This is a genomic window from Demequina sp. NBRC 110057 (assembly GCF_002090175.1).
Taxonomy (GTDB): Bacteria; Actinomycetota; Actinomycetes; order Actinomycetales; family Demequinaceae; genus Demequina.
The window spans coordinates 271,431-295,582 of record NZ_BBRN01000006.1; the positions used below are offsets into that span (position 1 = coordinate 271,431).

The window sequence follows — 24,152 nt, forward strand, 5'->3', positions numbered from 1 at the left end:
CTAGGCGCCACCCAGGAGGAAGAACGCGGTGGCGGCAGCGGCGATGACCGCGGCGCCGCCGATCAGCCCGCCCACGGCGATGCGCCGTCCCAGTTGTCCTGCACGGCGCTCGTGACGCGTCTTGGTTCCCGCCTGCGAGTGCGAGTCGGCGTCGCGGCGCATCCGCTGGGACTGCACGGGGACCGTCGAGCGCACGTCGTGACGCGGCTCGTCGCCCGCGGGCTCGGGGCTCGCGTCGCGCCATTCGTCCGAGGGGACGTCAAGCGGGGTACGCGCCAGGCCAAGCTCGGCCTGCACCTCCTGCAGCGCCTGGGCGAAGGACATCGCGCTCGGGTAGCGGTCCCCCGGAAGGCGGCGCATGCCGCCCTCGAGGGCGCGCTGAAGCGAATCGGGGACGTCCGCGCGGTCGATGCGCGAGTACTTGGCCCGCATGATGCGCTTGGCGAGCTCGGCATCGTCCCTGCGTGCGCCGGGGATATCGAAGGGGCTGTGCTGGGCCAGCAGCGTGTAGACGGTCGCCGCGAGCGCCCACACCTCCGTCGCCACCGTTCCCGACGTGCGGCGGTCGACGATCTCGGGCGCCGACCACGGCGGGGACATCGCGATGACGTCCTCCTCGCCCTTGTCGAGCGCGGAGGCCACGCCGAAGTCCGACAGCACGGGGTGTCCGAACGACGTCACGAGGATGTTGGACGGCTTGATGTCGCGGTGGAGCAGCCCCGCGCGGTGCGAGGTCTCCACGGCGCACGCGATCCTCACGCCGATGCTGAGGACCTCCTCGACCGGCATCCGCTCCTGGCGATAGCGGTTGGTGAGGGACGCCGGGCAGTACTCCGAGACCAGGTAAGGCCGCCCGTCGGGCGCCACCCCTGCGTGATAGACCGTGAGGATGCTGGGGTGGGCGCTGAGCCTTGCCATGACGTCGGCCTCGGAGGCCAGCGCGCGTGCGGCCTGGGCGTCCTCGATGCGGCTGAGCAGCACCTTCACGGCGACGTGGCGTCGCGGCATGTCCTGCTGGAAGAGGAACACGTCGGCGAAGCCGCCCGAGCCGAGGGGACGCACGTACGTGTATCCGGGCAGCACGGGAGGCTGAAGTGTCTGTCGCCGGGCCACGAACCCCCCTCCCCGCTCGCACTCGTGCCATCGAGTCGCGGCCAGGGGCCGCGGGAACGGGGACACTCTAACCGAACCGGACCACGCTCCCGCAGCCGTGTGATCACCTCGACATCACGGACAAGGCGGACGGCCGATGCTGTGGCCGCCGCGGCATCGGGCATACCTGGGGCGCGCCGCGCGTCTCACGTACAGTGCCGCTGACCGCCGACGACTGGGAGAACGCCATGCCCTCGCTCCACCGCCGCTCCTCCGCCCCCTCCGAGGGTGCCGCGGCGCCCGCGCCCACGATTCAGTACGTCACGGACGGCCATGCGGCACCGGCACCCGCCGGGTCGGGGGTGCGCGATGCCCTCGCCTTCGGCCACGACCAGGGACACATGGCGATGCTGCTCTTCGCCAACCCCAGCCGTCAGCAGGTAGCCGATCTGGCCGAGGTCTGGCAGCTGCACCCGCTGCTCGAGGAGGACCTCGTCAACGCGAGCCAGCGACCCAAGATCGAACGCTACGGCGACACGTTGTTCATCGTCGCGCGGTCCGCCCACTACGACGATGCCGCCGAGGAGGTGGACCTCGCCGAGTTCCACCTCCTGGTGCGGCCGGGAGCCATCGCCGTGCTGTGCCAGGACGGGAGGTGGGTGGACGGCACCCCGTCGGCGCGGTTCGCGCAGGAGCTCGAGACCGCGCCGAGCGAGCGCGACCGCGCCCTGCTGGACGACCGCGACCTGCTGCGCCTGGGCCCGGAGGCCGTGATGTACCGGATCCTCGACACCATCGTCGACGGCTACCGGCCGGTGCTCGAGGGCATCGCGACCGACCTCGAGGAGATCGAGAAGCAGGTGTTCACGGGCGACCCCACCGTCGCCGAGCGCATCTATCGCCTGAGCCGCGAGGTGATCGACGTCCAGCACGCGTGCACGCCGCTAACCGCCGTCATCGAGGCGCTCCGCGGCGGCTTCCGCAAGCACGGCATCGCCGACGAGCTGCAGGCCTACCTGCAGGACGTCTCCGACCACCTCGCCAGGGTGGACGCGCGTGCCGGCGAGCTGCGCGAGTCGCTCGCCCAGATCCTGTCCGTGAACGCGACCCTCGTGGGCCAGCGCCAGAACACCGCGATGCAGAAGATCTCCGGCTGGGCGGCCATCGCGCTCGCCCCCACCATCGTCGCCGGGATCTACGGCATGAACTTCGACGACATGCCCGAGCTTCATTGGGCGTTCGGCTACCCGTTCGCGATCTGCCTCATGGTGGGGCTGTCGGTGGCGCTGTACGCGATCTTCAAGAAGTCCAAGTGGATGTAGCGCTACGTTGAGCACGGGACCGTCGGGGGACGGCTCCTCTCGAGGGGGGCCGATGCCGTCATCCGCTGCCGCACGGGCGCTCGGCGCCGCCGTGCTCGCCGTCGCTCTCGCGGGTTGTGCCGCCGACGAGGGACCGCTCACGATGGCAGACGACGACGTCACGGTCTGCGCACCGCACGCCGACGGGGCGACCATGTACTTCGGCATGCCGGTGACGAATGCGGGCGCCGACGCCGCCACGGTCACCGATCTGTCGTGGTCCCAGGAGAACGTTGACTCCGTGGAGTTCCTCATCGACCTAGAGGCGGCCGACCTCGACCAGTTCATCGGGACCATGCGCTGGCCCACCGACGAGCCGCTCGGGTACGAGGAGGACCTCCTCGACCGCGCGGTGCGTGCCCAGGGGGCGGTCATCCCGGCGGGCTCGACCGTCGACCTGATCGTGGCGGTCTCGCCGTCGTCACACATGTGGAACGCGGAAGTCACCGACATCGCCCTCGCCTACGACGCGGACGCCTCGTACGTCGCGGACAGCGGCATGACGATGGTGGTCGCGACCGAGATGGGCTGCGACGCCTCGATGGCTCCCGAGAGTCCGGCCTAGTACTCCTCGAGCGGCGGGCAGGCGCACACCAGGTTGCGGTCGCCGTGCGCGTTGTCGATGCGCGCCACGGGCGCCCAGTACTTGTCGCGGCGCAGGCCGGGCACGGGGAACGCCGCCTGCTCGCGCGAGTAGGCGCGGTCCCACGAGTCCGAGACCACTGCATCGGCCGTATGGGGGGCGTGGCGCAGCGCCGAGTCCTCCGCGGCGATGTCGCCGCGCTCGACGGCGGCGATCTCCTCGCGGATCACCAGCATCGCCTCGATGAACCTGTCGAGCTCCCCGAGGTCCTCGGACTCCGTGGGCTCCACCATCAGCGTGCCCGCCACCGGGAAGGACATAGTGGGGGCGTGGAAGCCGAAGTCGATGAGGCGCTTGGCGATGTCCTCGGCGGTGATGCCGCTCGCCTTGGTCAGCGGGCGGATGTCGAGGATGCACTCGTGCGCCACCAGGCCGCCCGGGCCGCGGTAGAGCACGGGGAAGGCGTCCTCGAGCCTGGTCGCGATGTAGTTGGCGGCGAGGACCGCGACGCGGGTGGCGCGGCCGAGACCCTCGTGCCCCATGAGCGCGATGTAGGCCCAGGTAATTGGCAGGATGCCGGCCGAACCGAACGGCGCGGCAGAGACGGGCGCGCCGTGGCGTCGCAGCTCGGCGGGGCGCTGGATCGTCTGACGCAGCGCCGGGAGGAACGGCACCAGGTGCTCCGCGACCGCCACGGGACCCACGCCGGGGCCGCCACCGCCGTGAGGGATGCAGAACGTCTTGTGAAGGTTGAGGTGCGAGACGTCGCCGCCGAAGTGCCCGGGCTTCGCGAGCCCCACGAGCGCGTTGAGGTTGGCGCCGTCGATGTAAACCTGGCCGCCGGCGTCGTGCACCGCGGCGCAGACCTCCGCCACGTGCTCCTCGTAGACGCCATGCGTCGACGGGTAGGTGATCATCATCGCGGCGATGCGCCCCTCATGGGCCGCGATCTTGGCGTTGAGGTCGTCGAGCGAGATCTCGCCGTTCTCGGCGGTCGCGACCACCACGACCTTGAGCCCGGCCAGCACCGCGGAGGCGGCGTTGGTGCCGTGGGCCGATGCGGGGATGAGGCAGATATCGCGCTCCGCCTCGCCGTGGGCCAGGTGGAAGGAGCGGATCGCGAGCAGGCCCGCGTACTCGCCCTGGGCGCCCGAGTTGGGCTGGACGGACACCGCCGCGTAGCCCGTGATGTCGGCGAGCCACTCCTCCAGCTGGGCGATCATGTCGCGGTAGCCGGCGGTCTGGTCCGACGGCGCGAAGGGGTGGATGCGCGCGAAGCCGGGCCACGAGATGGGAGCCATCTCCACCGCGGCGTTGAGCTTCATCGTGCACGAGCCCAGCGGGATCATGGTGCGGTCCAGCGCGAGGTCACGGTCGGCAAGGCGCCGCATGTAGCGCATGAGCGACGTCTCCGAGCGGTGCTCGTGGAAGATCGGGTGCGTCAGGTACTCGCTCGTGCGGCGCAGCGAGCGCGGGATCGCGACGCGCGGAGCGGTGTAGACGGCGTGGCGCTTCACCGCGGTGACCGCCTCCACGAGCGCGTCGATGATGTCGAGGCTCGTGACCTCGTCACAGGCCATGGCAACGTGGTCGGAGTCGACCCTGCGCAGGTTGATGTCCTTCGCCGCGGCGCGGGCGATCACGGAGTCCGCGCCGCCCGGCACCTTGGCGACCACGGTGTCGAAGAAGTTCTCGTGAAGGATCTCCACGCCAGCGGCGGAAAGCGCGTCGGCGAGCGTGACGGCCGTGGCGTGCACCTGCTTGGCGATCGCGCGCAGGCCATCGGGGCCGTGGTGAATCGCGTAGAAGCTGGCGATCACGGCGAGCAACGCCTGCGCGGTGCAGATGTTGGACGTGGCCTTGTCGCGGCGGATGTGCTGCTCACGTGTCTGCAGCGCCAGACGGTAGGCGGTGCGCCCCTCGGCGTCCACGCTCACGCCCACGAGGCGGCCGGGGAGCTGGCGCTCGAGGCCCTGGCGCACCGAGATGAAGGCGGCGTGAGGGCCGCCGAAGAACAGCGGGACGCCGAAGCGCTGGGCCGAGCCCACCGCGATGTCGGCGCCGATCTCGCCAGGAGGAGTGACCATCGTGAGGCTCAACAGGTCGGCGGCCACGGTCACGAGCCCGCCCGCCTCGTGCGCACGCGCGATGACGTCCTGGACCTCCCGCAGCACCCCCGTGACGCCGGGCTGCTGAAGCACCAGGCCCACCAGGTCGGCGGGAGCCTCCCAGTCCTCGCCGATGTCCTGCACCTCGAGCCGCAGGCCGATCGCCTCCGCGTGGGCCTCGACGACGCCCACGGTCTGCGGCAGACACTCGGAGTCCAGGACGATCACGCCGTCCTCGCGGCCCTTGACCGCGCGGCGCATGAGCAGCACCGCCTCGGCCACGGCGGTCGCCTCGTCCAGTAGGGATGCCCCCGCCACGGGCAGTGCGGTGAGGTCGGACACCATCGTCTGGAAGTTCAGCATCGCCTCGAGGCGCCCCTGCGAGATCTCCGCCTGATACGGCGTATACGCGGTGTACCAGGCGGGGTTCTCGAGGACGTTGCGGCGGATCACCGCGGGCGTGATCGTGTCGAAGTACCCCTGGCCGATCATCTGGGTGTGCACCTGGTTGCGCTGCGCGAAGCCCTGCAGCGCGCGCAGCGTGTCGTTCTCGCTCAGCGGGTCGGGGAGCACCAGCACGTCGTCCTGGCGGATCGACTCGGGCACGGCGGCCTCGACCAGGTCCTCGAGCGTGTTGAGCCCCACCACCTTCAGCATCGTGTCGACGGCGTCGTCTGCGGGTCCGATGTGGCGGTCAGCGAAGGTGGTCACGGGGCCATTGTGGCGCATCGGGCCTGCTGACGACAGGGGTCACCACGGCGTGGGCGGCCGCGCGGCGGTGTGCCAGGATGAGGGCCACGACCAGGTGGGGAGGCGCGCGATGGAGACGTTACTCGGAGTGGTGCTGGGCATGATGACCGGCATCGGCGTCGCGAGCGTGCACCCCTTGCTGGACCCCGGCAAGCTCCTCGCCCTCGCTGTCGGCGCGCTGGGCGGCTGGATCGGCACCGCCTGGTGGGGGCCGATGCTCACTCCCCACCTCGCGGACCATTCCTTCGCCGGTGCCGCCGTCGGCGGAGCGCTGGGCGGGGCCGCACTCGCCTTGGTGGGAGGCATCGCCCTCGCCATCTGGCGTCGCAGCGCCCGCGACTGATGCGCTCCTTACCGTCACTAGGCTGAGCCGCGTGAAGCTCGTCGTCCAGGTGCCCTGCCTCAATGAGGAGGGCTCGCTCGCCACCGTCCTCGCCTCCATTCCGTCGCGCATCGAGGGCATCGACGAGATCGAGGTGATCGTCATCGACGACGGCTCCACCGACGCCACCGCAAGGATCGCGGCAGAGCACGGCGCCCACGTGGTCCGCCATACGCGCACCATGGGCCTCGCGCAGTCGTTCCGCGACGGCGTGGACCACGCCCTCACTCGCGGCGCGGACATCGTCGTCAACACCGACGGCGACAACCAGTATCCGCAGGAGCGCATCGGCGACCTGGTGGCCCCCATCCTCGCCGGGCGGGCCGAGATCGTCATCGGCGACCGTCAGACCCACCAGATCGCGCACTTCTCCCCGTTCAAGAAGCGCATGCAGCGCTTCGGGTCCTGGGTCGTGAATAAGGCGGCCGGCACGCAGTTGCCCGATGCGGCCTCTGGCTTTCGGGCGTACTCCCGGTACGCGCTCTACCGCCTCAACGTGCTGACCCGCTTCAGCTACACGATGGAGACCATCATTCAGGCGGGCGAGAAGCGCCTCGCCATCGTCTCCGTGCCGATCGACACCAACCCCAAGACGCGCGAGTCGCGCCTGTTCGCGAACATGGGCGAGCACATGTGGCGCTCGGCCCAGGCCATCCTGCGATCCTCCGTGATGTACCGGCCGTGGCCCCTGTTCGCCACGCTCGCCGGCATCCTCGGCGTCGTCGGACTGATTCCCTTTGTGCGCTACGCGATCCTCATGGCGCTCGGCGACCATGGCAACCACCTGCAGTCGCTCATCCTGGGCACCACCCTGCTCGTGGCCGCGGCGCTGTCGATCGCGCTGGGGGTCATCTCCGACCTCCTCAAGTCCAACCGCATCCTGACGGAACAAGCCCTCGAGCGCGTCAAGATCCAGCAGTACGGCCCGGCGCCGTCCGCCGCCGACAGGGCCGCCACGCGCGCCGGCTCGACCGACTAACCGCCAGGCGGGGCCTTCGAACGAGGCCGGGCCACGGCATCGGCCGTTGCCACGGGACCTGTGTCCCCGCGCGCGATGTGTCAGCGGCGTTAATTTTGAAGGGAACGGGCCCCGCCGGAGTCCCCCGAGCCGTAGGTTGAAGCCGTGACCGACACCACCCCCACCATCGCCGTCCGCGACCGTGACGCCGCCAGCTTTGCGCGTGAGTTCATGCAGCAGCTCACCTTCACGCAGGGCGTGTCCCTCGAGGGCGCCTCGCTGAACGACAAGTACCAGGCGCTCGCCCGCACCGTGCGCGCGTACCTCACCACCGATTGGCTCTCGACGGTGGAGTCGCACCGCTCGGGAAACGTCAAGCACGTCGCCTACCTCTCGGCGGAGTTCCTGCTGGGGCGCCAGCTGGACAACAACCTGCTCGCCGCGGACCTCGGTGGGGTGGCGCGCGAGGCCATGGAGACGCTGGGCCTCGACATCGACGAGCTGCGCGAGATGGAGGTCGAGCCCGGCCTCGGCAACGGTGGCCTGGGACGCCTCGCCGCATGCTTCATCGACTCGATGGCGACCGAGGACATCCCGTCCATCGGCTACGGCATCCGCTACGACTACGGCATTTTCAAGCAGACCTTCGTCGACGGCCACCAGGTCGAGGAGGCGGACAACTGGCTCCACCTGGGCTCGCCCTGGGAGATGCCGCACCCGGAGAACGCCGTCGAGGTCGGCTTCGGCGGCCACGTGTCCACCTGGACGGACGATGCCGGGCGCGAGCACCGCCGCTGGGAGCCCGAGTGGAACGTGGTGGGCGTTCCCTACACGTACATGGTTCCCGGCTACCGCAACGGCCGCGTCAACACGCTGCGCCTGTGGAGCGCCAAGGCCACCCAGGCGTTCGACCTGAAGATCTTCAACTCCGGCGACTTCGAGGACGCCGTGCGCGCCCAGACCCGCGCCGAGACCATCTCCCAGATCCTCTACCCCGAGGATTCCACGCCGCAGGGCAAGGAGCTGCGCCTGCAGCAGCAGTACTTCTTCGTCGCCTGCTCGCTGCGCGACTACCTGGACCGCGTGCTCCCCGCGGACGCCGACCTCGCGACGCTGCCGGACCGCATCACCTTCCAGCTCAACGACACCCACCCCGTCATCGCCGTGCCCGAACTCATGCGCATCCTCGTGGACGAGCGGGGCTTCGAGTGGGCCGGTGCCTGGGCCGTCACCCAGCAGGTGTTCGCCTACACGTGCCACACCCTGCTTCCCGAGGCGCTCGAGGTGTGGCCGGTCGAACTGCTGGGCCGCCTCCTCCCCCGCCACCTCGAGATCATCTACCGGATCAACGAGGAGTTCCTCGCCCAGGTGCGCGAGACCTTCCCCCACGAGCCGCTGCGCGAGCGCCACATGTCGATCATCGCGGAGGAGCCCGTGCGCGCCGTGCGCATGGCCTTCCTCGCCACGGTTGCCGGGAAGAAGGTCAACGGCGTCGCGGCGCTGCACTCCGAGCTGCTCGCCGACAAGGTCCTGACGGACTTCGCCGACATGTGGCCCGAGAAGTTCACCAACGTCACCAACGGCGTCACGCCGCGGCGCTTTGTGCGCCTGGCGAACCCGTCGCTGTCGTCGCTCATCACCGAGGCGCTGGGCGAGGGTTGGGTCGCGGACCTCGACCGCCTGCGCGGCCTCGAGCCGCTCGCGAACGACCCGTCGTTCCGTGCGCGCTTCCGCGAGATCAAGCGTGACAACCGTGCACGGTTCGCCTCCGTCCTCGCGGAGCGTGATGGGATCGAGATCTCCCCCGACGCGATGGTCGACGCCATGGTCAAGCGTCTTCACGAGTACAAGCGCCAGTCCCTCAAGCTGCTGCACATCGTGTCGCTGTACGAGCGCATCACCACCGGGCGCCTTGCGTTGGCCGATGTCACGCCGCGCACGTTCGTGTTCGGCGCCAAGGCGGCGCCCGGGTACGTGCGCGCCAAGGAGACCATCGCGCTGATCAATCACGTGGGCGCCACCATCAACGGCGATGCCTCCCTCGAGGGACGACTCAAGGTCGCCTTCCCGGCCAACTACAACGTGACCCTCGCGGAGAAGTTGATCCCCGCATCGGACCTGTCCGAGCAGATCTCGCTTGCCGGCAAGGAGGCGTCCGGCACCGGCAACATGAAGTTTGCGCTCAACGGCGCCCTCACCATCGGCACCGACGACGGCGCCAACGTCGAGATCCGCGAGCTGGTGGGCGACGACAACTTCTTCCTGTTCGGCATGGCCGAGCCGGAGGTCGCGGCGCTGTCCGCGGCGGGCTACTCCCCCGAGAAGTACTACGAGGAGGACGAGGACCTTCACCGGGCCCTCAACCTGCTCATGTCCGGCAAGCTCACGGGCGGCGAGCGCGGGTCGTTTGTTGCCTCCGTGTGCGCGTCGCTCATCGAGCGCGATCGCTTCATGGCGCTGGCGGACTTCCGGTCCTACGTGGACGCGCAGGACAGGGTCGAGGCCGCGTACCGCGACGAGGACGCGTGGACCCGCTCCGCGATCCTCAACGTGGCGCGCACGGGCTTCTTCAGCTCGGATCGTTCGATGCGCGACTACCTCGCCCGCATCTGGCGCTCCTGAGCTCACCCCTCACCCTCCCCCTCCCCACCCGCACTGGTTGATTTTGGTCAAATAGCGGCCCTTCATTGACCAAAATCAACCAGTCGGGGGCAGGACGGCCGATGCCGTGGCAAGGAATGCATCGGCCGTCGCCTGCCGTTGACGTGGACCTGCGACGGCGCCGCCGTCGCTTGAGACACCCGACGGAAGGAGATCGCCATGACCGCACTGGTTATTACGACGAACTACGGAGTCGAGCAGGACGAGTTGCTGCGGCCGCTCGCCGCGCTGAAGGAGGCGGGAGTCCCCGTGACCGTCGCGGCGAGCAAGGCTGAGCCAGTCCAGACGCTGGTGGGCGATAAGGACCCGGGCGAGACGCTCCAGCCCAATCTCACCCTCGATGAGGTGGACCCCGAGGGCTACGACGTGCTCGTCATCCCGGGCGGAACCATCAACGCCGACGCGCTGCGACTCGAAAAGTCAGCGGTCTCACTAGTTTCGGGTTTCGCCGCGGCAGGAAAGACGGTCGCCGCCATCTGCCACGGTCCGTGGCTCCTCGCTGAGGCCGATGTGGCCCGCGGCAAGACCGCCACGTCCTACCCCTCGGTCGCCACCGACCTGCGCAACGCGGGAGCGACCTGGGTCGACGAGGAGCTGAAGACGTGCGGGGCCAACGGCTGGACGCTGCTGACGTCGCGCACCCCTGACGACCTGGACGCGTTCTCGACCGCGGTCGTCGAGGCGGCGCGCTGATCTCGACCCGGCTACCGCGGTGGATCTTGACTCATATTGGCCCTTAGGCGAGCCAAATGGATCCATTTGACGGTTAGCGGCCGCGCAGGCGCTCGATCTGACGCCTGTCCTTCTTGGTCGGGCGGCCCGCGCCGCGATCGCGCACGCCGATCGCCGCGGGCTGCTCGGCGCGGGGTAGCGGCGGCGGGCTCTGGTCCTCGAAGGCCTCCGCTGCGATGGCGGCCCCCACGCGCTTCACGAGGATCCGGCGCACGACCGCGATCCGCTCGCGCTCGCCTCCCCTGACCACCACGCGGTCCCCCACGCGCACCGTGGTCGCGGGCTTGGCGCGCTCGCCGTTGACGCGGATGTGGCCGGCCTTGCACGCTGCGGTCGCCTGCGATCGGGTCTTGGTGAGCCGCACGGCCCAGACCCACGCGTCGACCCTCGCACTGTCACGTTCCACGCCACCAGGCTAGTTGCGCGGGCGCCAGGGCCCGCCCGGCCGTAGCCTGACCAGCATGCAGACAGTACTTGAGGCCTTCGGCTGGGCGGGCTCGCTCCTGGTCGTCGCGTCCCTGATGCAGGCGCGCGTGCTGCGGTTCCGCTGGATGAACCTGTCCGGCGCGGTGATCGCGACCATCTACAACGCCGTCATCGGCGTGTGGCCATTCGCCTTCATGAACCTGGCGATCACCGTCATCGACATCTACTGGCTGTGGCGCCTGTACCGCGAGCGCCACGATGCGGCCGTGTATCGCGTGCTCGCCGTTGACGCCGACAACGCGTTCTTGCGCCACGTGCTCGACGTCCACGGCGAGGACATCGCCACGCACGCGCCGGGCTTCGACGTCGAGGCCGATGCGGGCACGGCCGCCGGGGGCACCCGACACACCTTCCTGGTGGTGCGGGGCGACGAGGCCGTGGGCGTCGTCGCCGTCACCGACGAGGGGGCCGGCCGCGGCCGCGTCGACCTCGACTGGGTCAAGGAGCGCTTCCGCGACTTCACGCCGGGGGAGTTCGTCTATCGCGAGTCGGGGGCGCTGGCCGATGCCGGCTTCAGCAGGCTCGAGGTGGTCCCGCGGGCGGGCGAGGACGGCGACTACCTGCGACGGGTGGGCTTCACGATGGCGGGGGAGCGCTGGGCGCGCGCCGTCACCCCGTGACGCGCCGGCGCCGTCAAGCGTCGGCGCGGTCCCGCGGTCCCGTCTCACGGTGCGAGACTTGAGGCGTGACTGAGTCCTTCCACTTCGCCTCCGACAACTACGCGTCCGTCCACCCCGAGGTGTTCTCCGCGATGCACGCGGCCGACGGCGGCCACGACTCGGCCTACGGCGCCGATGCCACCACCGCGGCCCTCGACGAGGCGATCGCCGCGACGTTCGGTGAGCACGCGCTGGGCTTCCCCGTCTTCAACGGCACGGGCGCGAACGTGGTCTCCCTCATGGCACTCAGCCCGCGCTGGGGCGGGGTCGTCGCCTCCGAGCACGCCCACATCCACAACGACGAGAACGGCGCCCCGGAGCGCGTGGGCGGCCTCAAGATCCTCGAGCTTCCCGCCGCGGACGGCCGCATCGACGTCGCCACGCTCGACCGTTACGCGGGCGACCTCGGCGACGAGCACCGCGCGCAGCCGCTGGTGCTGTCGCTCACGCAGTCGACCGAGGTGGGCACCGTGTACAGCCCCGAGGACCTGCGCGTGCTCGTCGAGCGCGCGCACGAGCTCGGCATGCGCGTCCACGTGGATGGCGCCCGTCTCGCCAACGCGGCCGCGGCCCTGGGCGTGAGCCTCGCGGAGGCCACCGGGGGAGCGGACGTGCTGTCCTTCGGCGGCACCAAGAACGGCGCGATGCTGGGGGAGGCGGTGGTGGTGCTCGCCCCCGACCTGCGCGAGTCGCTGGGCCACGACCTTCCGTACCTGCGCAAGCAGACCATGCAGTTGGGTTCCAAGATGCGGTACGTCTCCGCGCAGCTGAGCGCGCTGCTCACGTCCACCGACGCTCACGGCGACCCGCTGTGGAAGCGCAACGCTGCCCACGCCAACGGCATGGCGACGTACCTTCGCGAGGAGCTCGAGACCCTCGCCGCCGGCACCGGTCTCGCGTTCACCCAGCCCACCGAGGCGAACGCCGTCTTCGTCGAGATGCCGCGCACCCTGGCGGCGCGCCTGCGAGAGACGTATCGCTTCTACGACTGGAAGCCGGGCTCGACCCCCGAGACCACCGAGGTCCGCCTCATGTGCTCGTGGGACACCCCCGTCGAGGCAGTCGACGGCCTGGTCGCCCTGATCGACGAGTCCACGGGCTCCTGATGGCGGCCGCCTGCCCCTGCGGCTCGGGCGACGCGTTCGCGGCATGCTGCCGCCCCCTCCTGCGCGGGGAGCGGGACGCCGCCACGGCGGGGGAGTTGATGCGTTCGCGCTACACGGCGTTCGTGCGCCGCGACGAGGCCTACCTGCTGCACACATGGTCCGCCTCGACGCGGCCCGCCACGGTCGACACTGACGGGGTCACCTGGCTGGGGCTCGACGTCCTTGCCACCACCGGCGGGCAGGCGGCCGATGCGGTGGGCACCGTCACGTTCGCCGCACACTTCCGCGCGGAGGACCCCGGTAGGCCCGACGCCTCGCAGACGCTCAGGGAACACAGCTCCTTCGCCCGCGAGGAGGGGCGCTGGGTCTACGTCGACGGTGTTCACGATTCCTAGGACCCTCTCGGTTCACTTTCCGTTCACCGATCCGTCACAATGGTGGGCGTGACTGAGCCGCTTCTCCTGGCCGTCGTTGTCGCGACCGCTCTGGCCTTCGACTTCACCAATGGATTCCACGACACCGGTAATGCGATGGCTACCTCCATCGCCACCCGCGCCCTTAAGCCCAAGGCCGCGGTGATCCTGTCGGCGTCCCTCAACATGGTGGGCGCGTTCCTGTCGCTGACCGTGGCCGCCACGATCGCCACCGGAATCGTCGATTCCGGTGTGGTAACGCTGGCGGTGGTGCTTGCGGGCCTCGCGGGCGGCATCGTGTGGAACCTCATTACCTGGCTGTTCGGGTTGCCGTCATCGTCCTCGCACGCCCTCATCGGCGGCGTGGTCGGCGCGGTGCTCGCGGCCGCCGGCACCGAGGGGGTGCTCTGGTCCGGCCTCACCGCCAAGGTCCTCATCCCCGCGCTCGTTGCCCCCATCGTCGCCATCCTTGTCGGCACCATCGCCACCTGGCTGGTCGCACGCATCACGCGTGACGTCGAGCAGGAGACCAACGACAAGATGTTCCGCTGGGGCCAGATCGGCTCCGCATCCCTCGTCTCCCTCGCGCACGGCACCAACGACGCCCAGAAGTCGATGGGCATCATCCTGCTCGCGCTCATCGCGGGCGGCGCCGTCCCCGCCGACTCCGGCGTCCCGTTCTGGGTCATCGTGTCCTGTGCGCTCGCCATGGCACTCGGCACCTACATGGGCGGATGGCGCGTCATCCGCACCCTCGGCAAGGGCCTTGTGGAGCTCGAGTCGCGCCAGGGCATGGCGGCCGAGACCTCGTCCGCCGCGGTCATCCTGCTGTCCAGCCACTTCGGCTACTCGCTGTCGACGACACACGTTGCCACCGGCTCGATCCTCGGCTCCGGCGTCGGCATGAAGGGCGCCTCGGTGCGCTGGTCGGTCGCGGGCCGCATGTTCGCGGCCTGGCTCATCACGGTGCCCTCGGCCGCGATCGTCGGCGCGGTGTTCTACTGGATCGACACGGCGATCGGCGGCGTGGCCGGCTCGTACACGGTGTTCGGCCTGCTGATCGTCATCGCTTTCGTCATCTACCTGTGGTCGCGCCGCAAGCCCATCAACTCGAAGAACGTCAACGATAGCTGGGACCCCGCGCAGGACTCGGAGGCGTACATCGCCGAGTCAGTGTCCGTGCACCGTCCCGAGGTCATGAAGGTCAAGCGCAAGCGACTGCGCAAGGCTCAAAAGCGCCTGCGCAAGCAGCAACAGGCCGAGGAGGACCGCCTCGCGAGCGAGGCGCTAGCCGCCGAGGACCCGGCGCAGGTGAGCGTCCGTGACCTCAGCCGCGATCAGCAGGAGGAGCGCTGATGAACCAGTTCGTCGAGTGGGATGCACTCGCCAACATCCTGATCTTCGGCATCCTCGTGGGTGCCGGCCTCCCCACCCTCTTCGCCTTCGGCGTGCGCCTGCTCGCCGGCCCCGGTGCGGCCGATGCCCAGGGCCATGTCTCGCGCGGGCGCACCGTGGGCGCCTTCGTGTGCTTCGGACTCGTCGTCCTCGCCATTGCGGGCGCGGTCGCCTACATCGCGGCGGGCGGGCACTGAGTTTCGCCGCCTCCAAGCGGCAAAGGTTCGACCCCGCAGCCACCACCGGTCTGCGGGGTCGAACCGTATCTCAAGGAGGGGGCCGGTGAGCCACCCCCGGGGGAATCCACAAGACCCGGGGGCGACCCTCCGTCCTACTGTCCGATGGCCGCGTTCGCCTCGGACGTGAACTGAGCCGCGGCATCGGCCGCGCTCAGGGTGTCGAAGAGCACCTGCTCGTTGATACGACCGGTGATCTCCGGCACATCTGCGGCACCGTTCGGCGGCGCCGGCGGGCCGTCGACGATCTCGTCAGCGACGTCGGCGAGGAACTCCGCCGCCTGCTGCTCGAGCGGGTCGAGCTGCGCCGATACCGACTCGCGGACCTCGGTGTTGGCGTTGAGGCCACGATCCGACAGGATGAGCGCTCCCGCCTCGGGGTCGTTGATGAGGAAGTCAACGAACTTCGCCGACTCCTCCGGGTGTTCCGTCGTCGCGGAGACGGAGTAGAACATGGCCGGCTTGTAATAGAGACCGGTGCGGTCGAACTCGCTCTCACCCGGGGGACGCAGCAGCACCAGGTCGCGGCCGGCGGCCGACGAGATGGCGCTCAGCTGGTTGGTCCACCAGAAGCCCATGGCGCCGGAGTTGGTGCCCAGGAGGGACTGCTCGGGCCCACCCTCGGCGATCTCGACCGAACGCGAGCCGTCGGGCATAGCCCCCGACTCACGCAGGTCGACCAGGTCCTGCCACCACGACTCAAGGGTCGCGTCGCTGTAGCCGAGCGTGCCGTCCTCCGCGTAGAGGGACTCCCCGTGCTGACGCGCGTAGATGTTGAAGCCTGCCTCATTGCCGCCGTAGTCCTGGACGCCGTACATGCCGTCACCCAGGGCATCGGAGATCTCCTGGCTGATCTGCTTGAAGTCGTCCCAGGTCCAGGTCTCGTCATCGGGCATCTCGACGCCCGCATCCTCGAACATCTGGGGGTCCGCGACGATGGTGTAGGCGTTGATGCCCGTGGCGACGCCGGCGAGCTTGCCGTCGATGGTGCCGGAGGTCAGCACACTCTCGTCGACCATCGAGGTGTCGAGGCCAAGCTCGGCGAGGTCTGCGACCACCCCACGGTTGGCGTAGTCGGTGAGGTAGCGCTCCTCCTGCGTCATGACGTCGGGGGTGTCGCCACCGGCCACCGTGGTGGCGAGCTTGTCCCAGTAGCCGCCCCAATCGGTGTAGTCGGGCACCACGGTGATGCCGGGGTTCTTCTCCTCGAAGAGGTCGATGACCTCCTGGGTGAGGGTGTGACGGTCGTCAGAGCCCCACCACGAGAAGCGGATCTCGACGTTGCCCGTGTCGCCGTTGTCGGCCGCCGCCGAGGAGGACCCTTCGGAGGTGGGCTCGTCGTCTGCCGGCGCCGCCCCGCTGTCGCCGTTGCACGCGGCAAGCGCGAGCACTCCTGCGCCGAGCACCGCGCTCGTGCGCCACGCGAGGCCAGCACGGCCCGCAAACCTGATGGAACTGGTCATCGTTCTTTCTCCTTCGCTTCGAACGTCGTTGTTCTGAGGTCGGGCAGCCCCGGCCGGTGGGAGTCCTGTGCTACTTGATTCCCGTCGTGGCGATGCCCTTGACGAGGTACTTCTGGCCGAACAGGAAGACCAGGAAGATGGGGATGAGCGACACGATCGACATCGCGAACAGGGAGCCCCACGAGCTCTCCGAGGTGGCGTCGATGAAGGTGCGCAGCGCGACCGGCACGGTGTACATGTCGGGCCGGGTGAGGAAGATGAGCTGGCTAAAGAAGTCGTTCCACGTCCAGATGAACGTGAAGATCGCGGTCGTCGCGAGGGCCGGCAGCGACAGCGGCAGCATGATCCTGAAGTAGATGCGGAAGTGGCCGCAGCCGTCCAGCCGCGCCGCCTCGTCCAGCTCGCGGGGGATGCCGCGGAAGAACTGCACCATCAGGAAGATGAAGAACGCGTCGGTCGCGAGCAGCTTGGGGACGATCAGCGGCAGGAACGTGTTGATCCAGTTCAGCTCGGAGAACAGGATGTACTGCGGGACGATGATGACGTGGATCGGCAGCATGATCGACATCAGCATGATCGCGAACCACAGGTTGCGGCCTCTGAACTCGAGCCGCGCGAACGCGTAGGCGGCCATCGAGCAAGACACCAGGTTTCCCACCAGCGACCCGAACACGATGATCGACGAGTTGATGAGGTAGTGGCTGAAGGGATGCAGCAGCGCGTTCCAGCCGTCCGAGTAGTTGGACCACGTGAACTCGGTGGGAATGAGGCCCGTGTCGCGGAAGATCAGCGCGTCGGGCTTGAACGAGCTGGCCACCATCCACAGCAGCGGATAGAGCATCACGAGGCCAAAGGCGATCAGCGCGACGTGCTTCAGGATCGACCGCGTCCGCGACCGCCAGTACGAGGGCTTCGCCTCGGGCTCCGGATACCGCTCGGAGAGCTCCACGACGGTGGGGGTGGGGGAGGGCGCGTGGTCGCGCACGGTGTCAGTCATTGTAGAAGACCCAATACTTCGAGACGAGGAAGTTGACGGCCGTCATGCCCGCCACGATCGCGAGCAGCAGCCAGGCCATGGCGGAGGCGTAACCCATGTCGAGCGACGCGAAGCCCTTTTGATAGAGGTAGAGCGTGTAAAACATCGTCGAGTCGGCGGGCCCGCCAGTGCCGCCGCTGACCACGTAGGCCTGCGTGAAGGTCTGGAACGCGTTGATGAGCTGCAGCACCAGGTTGAAGAAGATAATGGGCGTCAGCAGCGGGATGGTGACCGAGCGGAACTGGCGCCACTTGCTGGCGCCGTCGATCGAGGCCGCCTCGTAATACATCTGCGGGATCTGACGCAGGCCGGCGAGGAAGATGATCATCGGGGCGCCAAACGTCCAGATGTTGAGGATCATCAGCGTGCCGAGCGCGTAGTCGGGGTGCGACACCCAGCCCTGGCCCTCGACGCCGAACCAGGCGAGCACGGCGTTCACGAGGCCGTCGGCTCCGAACACCTGGCGCCACAGCAGCGCGATCGCGACCGAGCCGCCCAGGAGCGACGGCAGGTAGTACACGGAGCGGTAGATCGCGAGGCCCCTCAGCCCCCGGTCCAGCACGAGCGCCAGGGCGAGCGCCGCGGCAAGCTGCAGCGGCACCGAGATCAGCACGTACATGAACGTCACCTTGAGCGCGTTGATGAGGCGCGGGTCCTCGAACATGCGGGTGTAGTTCTCGAGGCCGATCCAGTTCGGTGCCTCCAGCAGGCTGTAGTCCGTAAAGGACAGGTAGGCCGAAGCCACCATGGGGCCGGCGGTGATGAGCACGAGCCCGATGAACCACGGCCCCAGGAAGAAGATGGCGGCCTTGCCGTCGCCCTTGTGCAGGGCCGAGGGCTTGCGCTTGCCGCCCTTCTTGCGGACCTGGCTTAGTTCGGAGACGACGGACACGCGTCACCTCCAGCTGCTGAGACGCCCCCCTGGCGTCGGCTCTGGTGCATCACCATGGAACCCTCCGGATCATCGTTGATCTCGCCGGACTCACTACGACTCACGTCATCGTGAAACCGCTTTCCGATTGCGAACCTACCACATGAGAAACCGGTTGCACATGGTGTACGGTCACGATAGTGAAACGAAGGCTCCCGCCGCGGGGGACGCTCAACGAGGAGCGTGCCGACAGCCGGGAGGACGATGGAGGGGCGATGCCCAAGGTCACCAGCCGGCCCGCGGCCGCGACGATTGCCGACGTCGCGGAGGCCGCCGGCGTGTCGCGCGCCACCGTGTCGCGCGTGATGAATGGCCGTGCCAGCGTCCGCGAGGACATCTCGGCGCGGGTCAAGGCCGTCGCGGAGGAACTCCACTACCGCCCGTCCAACGTGGCGCGCTCGCTGTCGCTGGGACGCACGGAGACCGTCGCGCTCGTGGTGCCCGACCTCACCAACCCGATGTTCCAGCACGTCCTCAGCGGCATCACCGACTCCGCGGCGGCCCACGGCTACCGCGTGCTTGTCGCCGATACCGCGGAGAAGCCGGCTGACGAGGCACAGATCGCGCTTGAGGCCCGTCTGCGCTGCGACGCCCTCGTGATGGTGTCGCCTCGCATGCCCGAGGACGCACTCGCGTCGCTCGTGGCCCAGGCGAGCCCGATGGTGCTCGTCAACCGCGAGAGCCCCGACCCCACCGTGCCGAGCGTGACCGTCAATTACCGGGCGGGAACGTCCGCCGTCCTCACGCACCTCGTTGAGCTCGGCCACCACCGCATCGCGTACCTCTCCGGACCGCCCGCCAGCTACTCGGACGCGCGTCGCCGCGAGGGCCTGGCCGATGTGCTCGAGGCCCACACCGGCCTCGACCTGGTGTGCGTGCCGGCGGGCGCGACCGTCGCCGCCGGCTACGGCGCCCTCGACGCCGTCCTCGCCGCCCGCGTCACGGCCGTGGTGGCGTTCAACGACCTTGTCGCGTTCGGCCTGCTCGCCGCGCTCAACCAGGCGGGGGTCGCCGTGCCCAAGGACATCTCCGTCACCGGCTTCGACGACATCGAACTCGCCCAATACTCGACCCCTTCCCTCACCACCGCCGCCGTGCCCCAGCACGAGCTCGGCAGGCACGCATGGCAGGAGCTTCACGCAGTGATCGAGAACCAGTCCGGCCGCACCTCCCCCCACACCCGCTTCGAGCCACGGCTCGAGGTGCGTGCCAGCTCCGGCCCCGTGCCCCGCACCGTCGCCGAGGGCGGGCTCGCCCCCGCACCCGCCGTCACCGCCGCCCGCGAGGAGGGCACGGCCGATGCCGCCGCCCCGGCATCGGCCGTCGTCACCGAGGCGCCCACCGCCCCGCCCACCTGGCGCCGCGACGGCGACGCAGTGGTCCTCGAGTACGCGGGCGAACGCCTAGCGAGGTACGAGGACGGCTCGCGGCTGCCCGAGGTGCACGCCCCGCGCGCCTACCTCCACCCCGTGCACACGCTCGCGGGGACGGTCCTCACGGACGCCGCCCCCGTGGATCACCGCCACCACTACGGCGTCTCGCTCGCGGTCCCCGACGTCAACGGCACCAGCCACTGGGGAGGGCGCACCTATGTGCGCGACGTGGGCCCCACGCTGCTGAAGAACCACGGCCGCCAGGCGTCGACCGGCCTGCTGGTCGGCGACGCCGACCCGCACGTGCTCCACGACGCAGTGCGCTGGTTCGACCACCACGACGCCCCCCAGCTCGAGGAGTCGCGGCGCCTCGCCGCGCACGTGCTGCCGGGCGCAGACTCGTGGGCCCTCGCGTGGCGCAGCGTCCTGCGTGCCGACCACGGCCCCGCCACCATCGGCTCGCCCGCCACCAACGGGCGCGCGGGGGCCGGTTACGGGGGTTGGTTCTGGAGGCTGCCGCTGACGGCATCGGCCCTGGTCCTCAGCGCCGCGGGCGAGGGCGAGGAGGCGGCTCACGGGTCGCGGTCGCCGTGGCTCGCGTTCGTGCAGGAGCACGAGGGAGCCGCCACCACGTGGCTTGCCGTCCAGCACGGACAGCCGCGTCCCTGGTTTGTGCGCGCCGCCGAGTATCCGGGCGCGGGCCCGGCGCTCGCGTGGGACGCGCCGCTGGAGATTCCTGCTGGCGGGACCATCGAGATCGGCCTCACCACTGTGCTGCTGGACCGCGCCCTCGACGCGGGGGAGGCCGCGGCCGTCGCCGCCGAGACGGCGGACCTCCGATGACTGCCGATGCCCCCGTCGCCGTGGCGCTCGTGGGCATCCACGGTCACGGCGGCTCGCACCTGAGGCGGATCCGCGACCTGGAGGCGGCGGGCGGGGTGCGGCTGTGCGCTCTCGTGGACCCGCGTCCGCTCGAGGACGCCGGCGCCCCCGCGACGGGAGGCCCCGGCGGGCCGCGCCACGGCTCCGATGCCGCGGGGACGGGCGTCCCCTGGTTCCCGACCCTCGGCGACCTCCTCTCGGCCCCCGAGCCCGAGGTGCGCCCCGACATCGTGGTGCTGTCCACCCCCATCCCGACCCACCTGCCACTCGCGTCGACCGCGATGCGCGCCGGGGTCGACGTGCTGCTGGAAAAGCCGACGGCGGCGTCTCTCGCCGAGCACACCGCCCTCGTGGCCGTCGCCGAGGAGACAGGAAGGCGCTGCCAGGTGGGCTTCCAGACGTTCGGCTCGCACGCGCTCGAGGCGGTGGCCCGCATGATCGCCGCAGGGGACATCGGCGAGGTCACGGGGGTGGGCGCCGTGGGCACCTGGGTGCGCACGGCTGGCTACTGGGCGCGCGCACCGTGGGCGGGACGGCGCACCCTCGACGGCCGCGACGTGGTCGACGGAGTGGTAACGAATCCCCTGGCACATGCCGTCGCGACGGGCCTGAGGATCGCGGGTGCGACGCGCAGCGCGGACGTCGCCGACGTCACCGTCGACCTCTACCGCGCCAACGCGATCGAGGCCGACGACACGTCCGCGGTGGCGGTCGTCACGGCCGAGGGCACGCGCTGCGGCTTCGGCCTGACCCTGTGCGCCCCCGAACGCACCCCCGCCACCATCACCGTGTACGGCTCCCGCGGCCGCATCGAACTCGCCTACGAGCACGACCGCGTCCGCCTCATCGCCGGCGGCGTCGACGTCGAGAAGCAGTACGGGCGCGACGACCTCCTCGCCGACCTCATCGCGGCTCGCCACGACCCGGGCCGCGCACTGGCCTGCGACGTGCGCGACACCGGCGCCTTCATGCGCGTGATGGAGGCCGTTCGCACCGCCGACGACCCGCGACCCATCGCCGAGGCCCACCTGACCTGGGAGGGCGAGGGCGACGACCGCCGGCCCGTGGTCGACGACATTGCCGCCTGGTGCGGGCGCGTCTCGGCGCACCAGCGCACCTTCGCCGAGCTCGGGGCTCCCTGGACTCACGCGTGAGCGACGTCCTGCTCGCCATCGCCACGATGGCGGTGGTGGTGGCGGGCGGCTGGTTCATCCAGGCCCGCGGCATCCTCCCGGCAGGCAGCCGCGAGATGCTCGCGACCGTCTCCTTCTCCATTGCCGGACCCTGCCTGCTGCTCGCGACGGTCGCCAAGGCGGACATCGGAACTCTCGCCTCCGCGGGGGCCGCCGTCACCTGGGGCACCACCCTCGCCCTGGCCGCCGTCCTCGCCATCGTCGCGCGCTGGGAACTGCGCCTGCCCGCCGGCCGCGCCACCATCACGACGCTGTCCGGCTCCTATATCAATGCGGGAAACCTGGGACTGCCGCTCGCGGTGTACCTGTTCGGCGACGCGCTCGCCGTCGTCCCGACCATGCTTCTCCAGCTGCTTGTGATGGCGCCGATCGCATTCGGCGTGCTCGGCCGCGCCGCCGACGCGAACCCCGTGGCCGCCGCCCGCGCCGTCCCCCAGGACGGCGACGCGCCGGTACGGCGCAGCGCCCTCGCATCGGCCGTCCTCAATCCCCTCACGCTCGCCACCCTCGCCGGGCTGGTGCTCGCGCTGCTGCCGTGGAGCGTGCCGGAGGCCGCCCTTGCGCCCTTCGACCTGGTGGGCGCCGCGGCGCCACCCCTCGCGCTCATCACCCTCGGAATGTCGCTGTCCTCCGACGTGCGGATGGCTGATGCGCAGGCCGGCACCCGTACGTCGCTCGCCGGGCCGATGCTCGTGACGGTCGCGGCGCGGGCCGTCCTTCACCCGCTGCTGACGTGGGGGGTCGGGCTGGCGGTGGGCCTGGACGACACGGCGCTTGCCGTGGTGGTGTCGATGGCCGCGCTTCCCACGGCGCAGAACGTGGTGGTCTACGCGAATCGCTACCGCTGCGCGGTCGACGTCGCCTCGCGGGCCTGCGTCCTGACGACCGCGCTGAGTGGTCCGGTGCTCATTGCGGTCGCCGCGCTCGTATGACACGCCCGGACAAAGCGAAAGGCCCCCGGGGATCCCGGGGGCCTTTCTTCACGTGCGCGAGGGGGGAGTTGAACCCCCACGCCCTTTCGGGCACACGGACCTGAACCGTGCGCGTCTGCCTATTCCGCCACTCGCGCGTGCCGGGCAACTTTAGCACGACTCTGACGCACTATACGATTCCCCATATGGGAGTCCTGGATCGCTTCGAAAAGCGCGTCGAGAACGCCGTGCAGGGAGCCTTCGCGCGGACCTTCAAGTCCGGCGTCAAGCCCGTCGAGATTGCCTCGGCTGTGCGGCGCGAATGCGATGCGCGTGCCGCCGCCGTCGACCGTAACCGCACTGTCGCGCCCAATGAGTACGCGATCGCGCTGAGCGCGACCGATCACGAGGCCATCGCCCAGTGGGGCGACGAGGCCCTCGCGCACGAGATCGAGGAGGCGCTGCGCGACCACGCTCGCCACCAGCGCTACTCATTCGTGGGTGCGGTGAAGGTCGAGTTTGAGGAGGACGAGTCGCTTGCGACCGGCCGCCTCGCCGTGACGAGCCGCTCGACGCGCGGGCCCGTGGCGCCCGCCACCGAGCGCGACGACCGCTCGCGCTATCCGCTCATCGACATCGACGGTCAGCGTTACCACCTGACGGGGGAGATGACGGTCATCGGCCGCGGCTCCGAGTCAGACATCGTGCTGGACGACACGGGTGTGTCCCGCCAGCACTGCCGGTTCGAGATCACGGAGCACGGCACGATCCTCACGGATCTGGGCTCGACCAATGGCACGATGGTCGAGGACCAGCGCGTCAGCGAGGTCACGTTGCTCGACGGCAACGCGATCACCGTGGGCCGCACCACGATCATGTACTGGGACGCCGTCCCGGCCGAAGAGGACCGTTGATTCGATGAGCGAAATCTCGATCACCCTCCTGCGCTTCGGGTTCCTCATCCTGTTGTGGGCCCTGGTGTTGGCGGCGATCGGAGTGCTGCGCGCCGACCTCTACGGCACCCGCGTCACCTCGAGGGGCCGTGGCCGCAACGCCCGGCCCAAGCCCGATGCCAGGGCCAATAAGGTCCCCGCCCCCTCGCGCTCGGGCACGGGAGTGCGCGCGGGAACGGTGTCGACCGGCAAGAGCGCGGCGGCGCACCTCGCGGTGACCTCCGGCCCCCTCAAGGGCACTGTCATCCCGCTGGGCTCGGCCCCGATCCTCATCGGCCGCTCGCCCACCTGCACGCTCGTGATCGACGACGATTACTGCTCGGCTAAGCACTGCCGCGTGTTCCCCGAGGGCGACCAGTGGCGCGTCGAGGACCTCGGCTCCACCAACGGCACCTACCTGGACAACCAGCGCGTGGGTGACCCGATGCCGTTCAAGCGAGGCGACCACCTGCGCCTGGGCGCCACGACTCTCGAACTGAGGAGCTAAC

22 protein-coding genes and 1 tRNA gene are annotated in these 24,152 nt (G+C 69.9%); 16 read left to right on the forward strand and 7 right to left on the reverse strand.

Annotation, left to right across the window (positions count from 1 at the left end; translation table 11 throughout):
• Positions 1 to 1,083: a serine/threonine-protein kinase gene (locus tag B7K26_RS12045; protein ID WP_234998806.1), complete on the reverse strand. Its 1,083-nt coding sequence runs from the start codon at positions 1,081 to 1,083 to the stop codon at positions 1 to 3.
• 257 nt (positions 1,084 to 1,340) lie between these two features.
• On the opposite strand from B7K26_RS12045, the gene B7K26_RS12050 reads away from it, so the two are divergent.
• Positions 1,341 to 2,414 carry a magnesium and cobalt transport protein CorA gene (locus B7K26_RS12050; protein ID WP_084079585.1) on the forward strand — a complete coding sequence of 358 codons (1,074 nt, stop codon included), beginning with the start codon at positions 1,341 to 1,343 and terminating at the stop codon, positions 2,412 to 2,414.
• 52 nt (positions 2,415 to 2,466) lie between these two features.
• On the forward strand, positions 2,467 to 3,018 hold the full coding sequence (locus B7K26_RS12055) for a hypothetical protein (protein ID WP_084079449.1): 552 nt from the start codon (positions 2,467 to 2,469) through the stop codon (positions 3,016 to 3,018).
• On the opposite strand, the gene gcvP is transcribed toward B7K26_RS12055, so the two are convergent.
• Complete coding sequence (gene gcvP / locus B7K26_RS12060; protein WP_084079450.1) at positions 3,015 to 5,873, reverse strand: aminomethyl-transferring glycine dehydrogenase; 2,859 nt, start codon at positions 5,871 to 5,873, stop codon at positions 3,015 to 3,017. The two genes, B7K26_RS12055 and gcvP, sit on opposite strands and share 4 nt — an antisense overlap.
• 91 nt (positions 5,874 to 5,964) lie before the next feature.
• On the opposite strand from gcvP, the gene B7K26_RS12065 reads away from it, so the two are divergent.
• From B7K26_RS12065 to B7K26_RS12080, 4 genes are all read left to right on the forward strand, one after another.
• The gene (locus B7K26_RS12065) at positions 5,965 to 6,237 is read left to right on the forward strand and encodes a hypothetical protein (RefSeq protein ID WP_143340704.1); all 273 of its coding nucleotides are present in this window, start codon (positions 5,965 to 5,967) and stop codon (positions 6,235 to 6,237) included.
• Positions 6,238 to 6,268: 31 nt separating this feature from the next.
• The gene (locus B7K26_RS12070) at positions 6,269 to 7,255 is read left to right on the forward strand and encodes a glycosyltransferase family 2 protein (RefSeq protein WP_084079452.1); all 987 of its coding nucleotides are present in this window, start codon (positions 6,269 to 6,271) and stop codon (positions 7,253 to 7,255) included.
• A gap of 144 nt (positions 7,256 to 7,399) precedes the next feature.
• Positions 7,400 to 9,856, forward strand: a complete 2,457-nt coding sequence (locus B7K26_RS12075; RefSeq protein ID WP_084079453.1) for a glycogen/starch/alpha-glucan phosphorylase — start codon at positions 7,400 to 7,402, stop codon at positions 9,854 to 9,856.
• Between the two features lie 198 nt (positions 9,857 to 10,054).
• Positions 10,055 to 10,588: a type 1 glutamine amidotransferase domain-containing protein gene (locus B7K26_RS12080; RefSeq protein WP_084079454.1), complete on the forward strand. Its 534-nt coding sequence runs from the start codon at positions 10,055 to 10,057 to the stop codon at positions 10,586 to 10,588.
• 73 nt (positions 10,589 to 10,661) lie between these two features.
• Here the strand turns inward: B7K26_RS12080 and B7K26_RS12085 are convergent, their stop codons facing one another.
• Positions 10,662 to 11,033, reverse strand: a complete 372-nt coding sequence (locus tag B7K26_RS12085; RefSeq protein ID WP_084079455.1) for an RNA-binding S4 domain-containing protein — start codon at positions 11,031 to 11,033, stop codon at positions 10,662 to 10,664.
• Positions 11,034 to 11,088: 55 nt separating this feature from the next.
• Between B7K26_RS12085 and B7K26_RS12090 the strand changes: the two genes are divergently transcribed.
• The 5 genes from B7K26_RS12090 (at position 11,089) to B7K26_RS12110 (ending at position 14,883) form a co-directional block, all read left to right on the forward strand.
• The gene (locus B7K26_RS12090; RefSeq protein ID WP_084079456.1) at positions 11,089 to 11,733 is read left to right on the forward strand and encodes a hypothetical protein; all 645 of its coding nucleotides are present in this window, start codon (positions 11,089 to 11,091) and stop codon (positions 11,731 to 11,733) included.
• Between the two features lie 65 nt (positions 11,734 to 11,798).
• Positions 11,799 to 12,878 (forward strand): low specificity L-threonine aldolase, encoded by a 1,080-nt coding sequence (locus tag B7K26_RS12095; RefSeq protein ID WP_084079457.1) that lies wholly within the window; start codon positions 11,799 to 11,801, stop codon positions 12,876 to 12,878.
• The gene (locus B7K26_RS12100) at positions 12,878 to 13,273 is read left to right on the forward strand and encodes a YchJ family protein (RefSeq protein ID WP_084079458.1); all 396 of its coding nucleotides are present in this window, start codon (positions 12,878 to 12,880) and stop codon (positions 13,271 to 13,273) included. The genes B7K26_RS12095 and B7K26_RS12100 overlap by 1 nt, the downstream gene beginning before the upstream one ends.
• Before the next feature lie 48 nt (positions 13,274 to 13,321).
• Positions 13,322 to 14,647 carry an inorganic phosphate transporter gene (locus tag B7K26_RS12105; protein ID WP_234998807.1) on the forward strand — a complete coding sequence of 442 codons (1,326 nt, stop codon included), beginning with the start codon at positions 13,322 to 13,324 and terminating at the stop codon, positions 14,645 to 14,647.
• On the forward strand, positions 14,647 to 14,883 hold the full coding sequence (locus tag B7K26_RS12110) for a hypothetical protein (protein ID WP_084079460.1): 237 nt from the start codon (positions 14,647 to 14,649) through the stop codon (positions 14,881 to 14,883). The genes B7K26_RS12105 and B7K26_RS12110 overlap by 1 nt, the downstream gene beginning before the upstream one ends.
• Before the next feature lie 134 nt (positions 14,884 to 15,017).
• Here the strand turns inward: B7K26_RS12110 and B7K26_RS12115 are convergent, their stop codons facing one another.
• The 3 genes from B7K26_RS12115 to B7K26_RS12125 all read right to left on the reverse strand — a co-directional run bounded on the left by B7K26_RS12115 (position 15,018) and on the right by B7K26_RS12125 (position 18,313).
• A complete protein-coding gene (locus B7K26_RS12115) occupies positions 15,018 to 16,385 on the reverse strand; it encodes an ABC transporter substrate-binding protein (RefSeq protein WP_084079461.1) in 1,368 nt (455 codons plus the stop codon).
• A gap of 70 nt (positions 16,386 to 16,455) precedes the next feature.
• Positions 16,456 to 17,382, reverse strand: coding sequence for a carbohydrate ABC transporter permease (locus tag B7K26_RS12120; protein ID WP_084079462.1), 927 nt, complete (start codon positions 17,380 to 17,382; stop codon positions 16,456 to 16,458).
• Positions 17,375 to 18,313 carry a carbohydrate ABC transporter permease gene (locus B7K26_RS12125; protein ID WP_200811106.1) on the reverse strand — a complete coding sequence of 313 codons (939 nt, stop codon included), beginning with the start codon at positions 18,311 to 18,313 and terminating at the stop codon, positions 17,375 to 17,377. The genes B7K26_RS12120 and B7K26_RS12125 overlap by 8 nt, the downstream gene beginning before the upstream one ends.
• A gap of 254 nt (positions 18,314 to 18,567) precedes the next feature.
• On the opposite strand from B7K26_RS12125, the gene B7K26_RS12130 reads away from it, so the two are divergent.
• From B7K26_RS12130 to B7K26_RS12140, 3 genes are read left to right on the forward strand one after another with little or no spacing between them, the layout of a single operon-like run.
• Positions 18,568 to 20,568 carry a DUF6807 family protein gene (locus B7K26_RS12130; RefSeq protein ID WP_084079463.1) on the forward strand — a complete coding sequence of 667 codons (2,001 nt, stop codon included), beginning with the start codon at positions 18,568 to 18,570 and terminating at the stop codon, positions 20,566 to 20,568.
• Positions 20,565 to 21,761: a Gfo/Idh/MocA family protein gene (locus B7K26_RS12135; RefSeq protein ID WP_084079464.1), complete on the forward strand. Its 1,197-nt coding sequence runs from the start codon at positions 20,565 to 20,567 to the stop codon at positions 21,759 to 21,761. The genes B7K26_RS12130 and B7K26_RS12135 overlap by 4 nt, the downstream gene beginning before the upstream one ends.
• Entirely contained in the window at positions 21,758 to 22,732 is a 975-nt protein-coding gene (locus B7K26_RS12140; protein WP_084079465.1) for an AEC family transporter, read from the forward strand. The genes B7K26_RS12135 and B7K26_RS12140 overlap by 4 nt, the downstream gene beginning before the upstream one ends.
• A gap of 53 nt (positions 22,733 to 22,785) precedes the next feature.
• On the opposite strand, the gene B7K26_RS12145 is transcribed toward B7K26_RS12140, so the two are convergent.
• A tRNA-Leu gene (locus B7K26_RS12145) sits at positions 22,786 to 22,869 on the reverse strand.
• A gap of 48 nt (positions 22,870 to 22,917) precedes the next feature.
• Here B7K26_RS12145 and B7K26_RS12150 point away from each other — a divergent pair.
• Both B7K26_RS12150 and B7K26_RS12155 read left to right on the forward strand, forming a co-directional pair.
• Positions 22,918 to 23,625, forward strand: a complete 708-nt coding sequence (locus B7K26_RS12150; protein ID WP_084079466.1) for a DUF3662 and FHA domain-containing protein — start codon at positions 22,918 to 22,920, stop codon at positions 23,623 to 23,625.
• A gap of 4 nt (positions 23,626 to 23,629) precedes the next feature.
• The gene (locus B7K26_RS12155; protein WP_084079467.1) at positions 23,630 to 24,151 is read left to right on the forward strand and encodes an FHA domain-containing protein; all 522 of its coding nucleotides are present in this window, start codon (positions 23,630 to 23,632) and stop codon (positions 24,149 to 24,151) included.
• Position 24,152 lies beyond the last annotated feature (1 nt).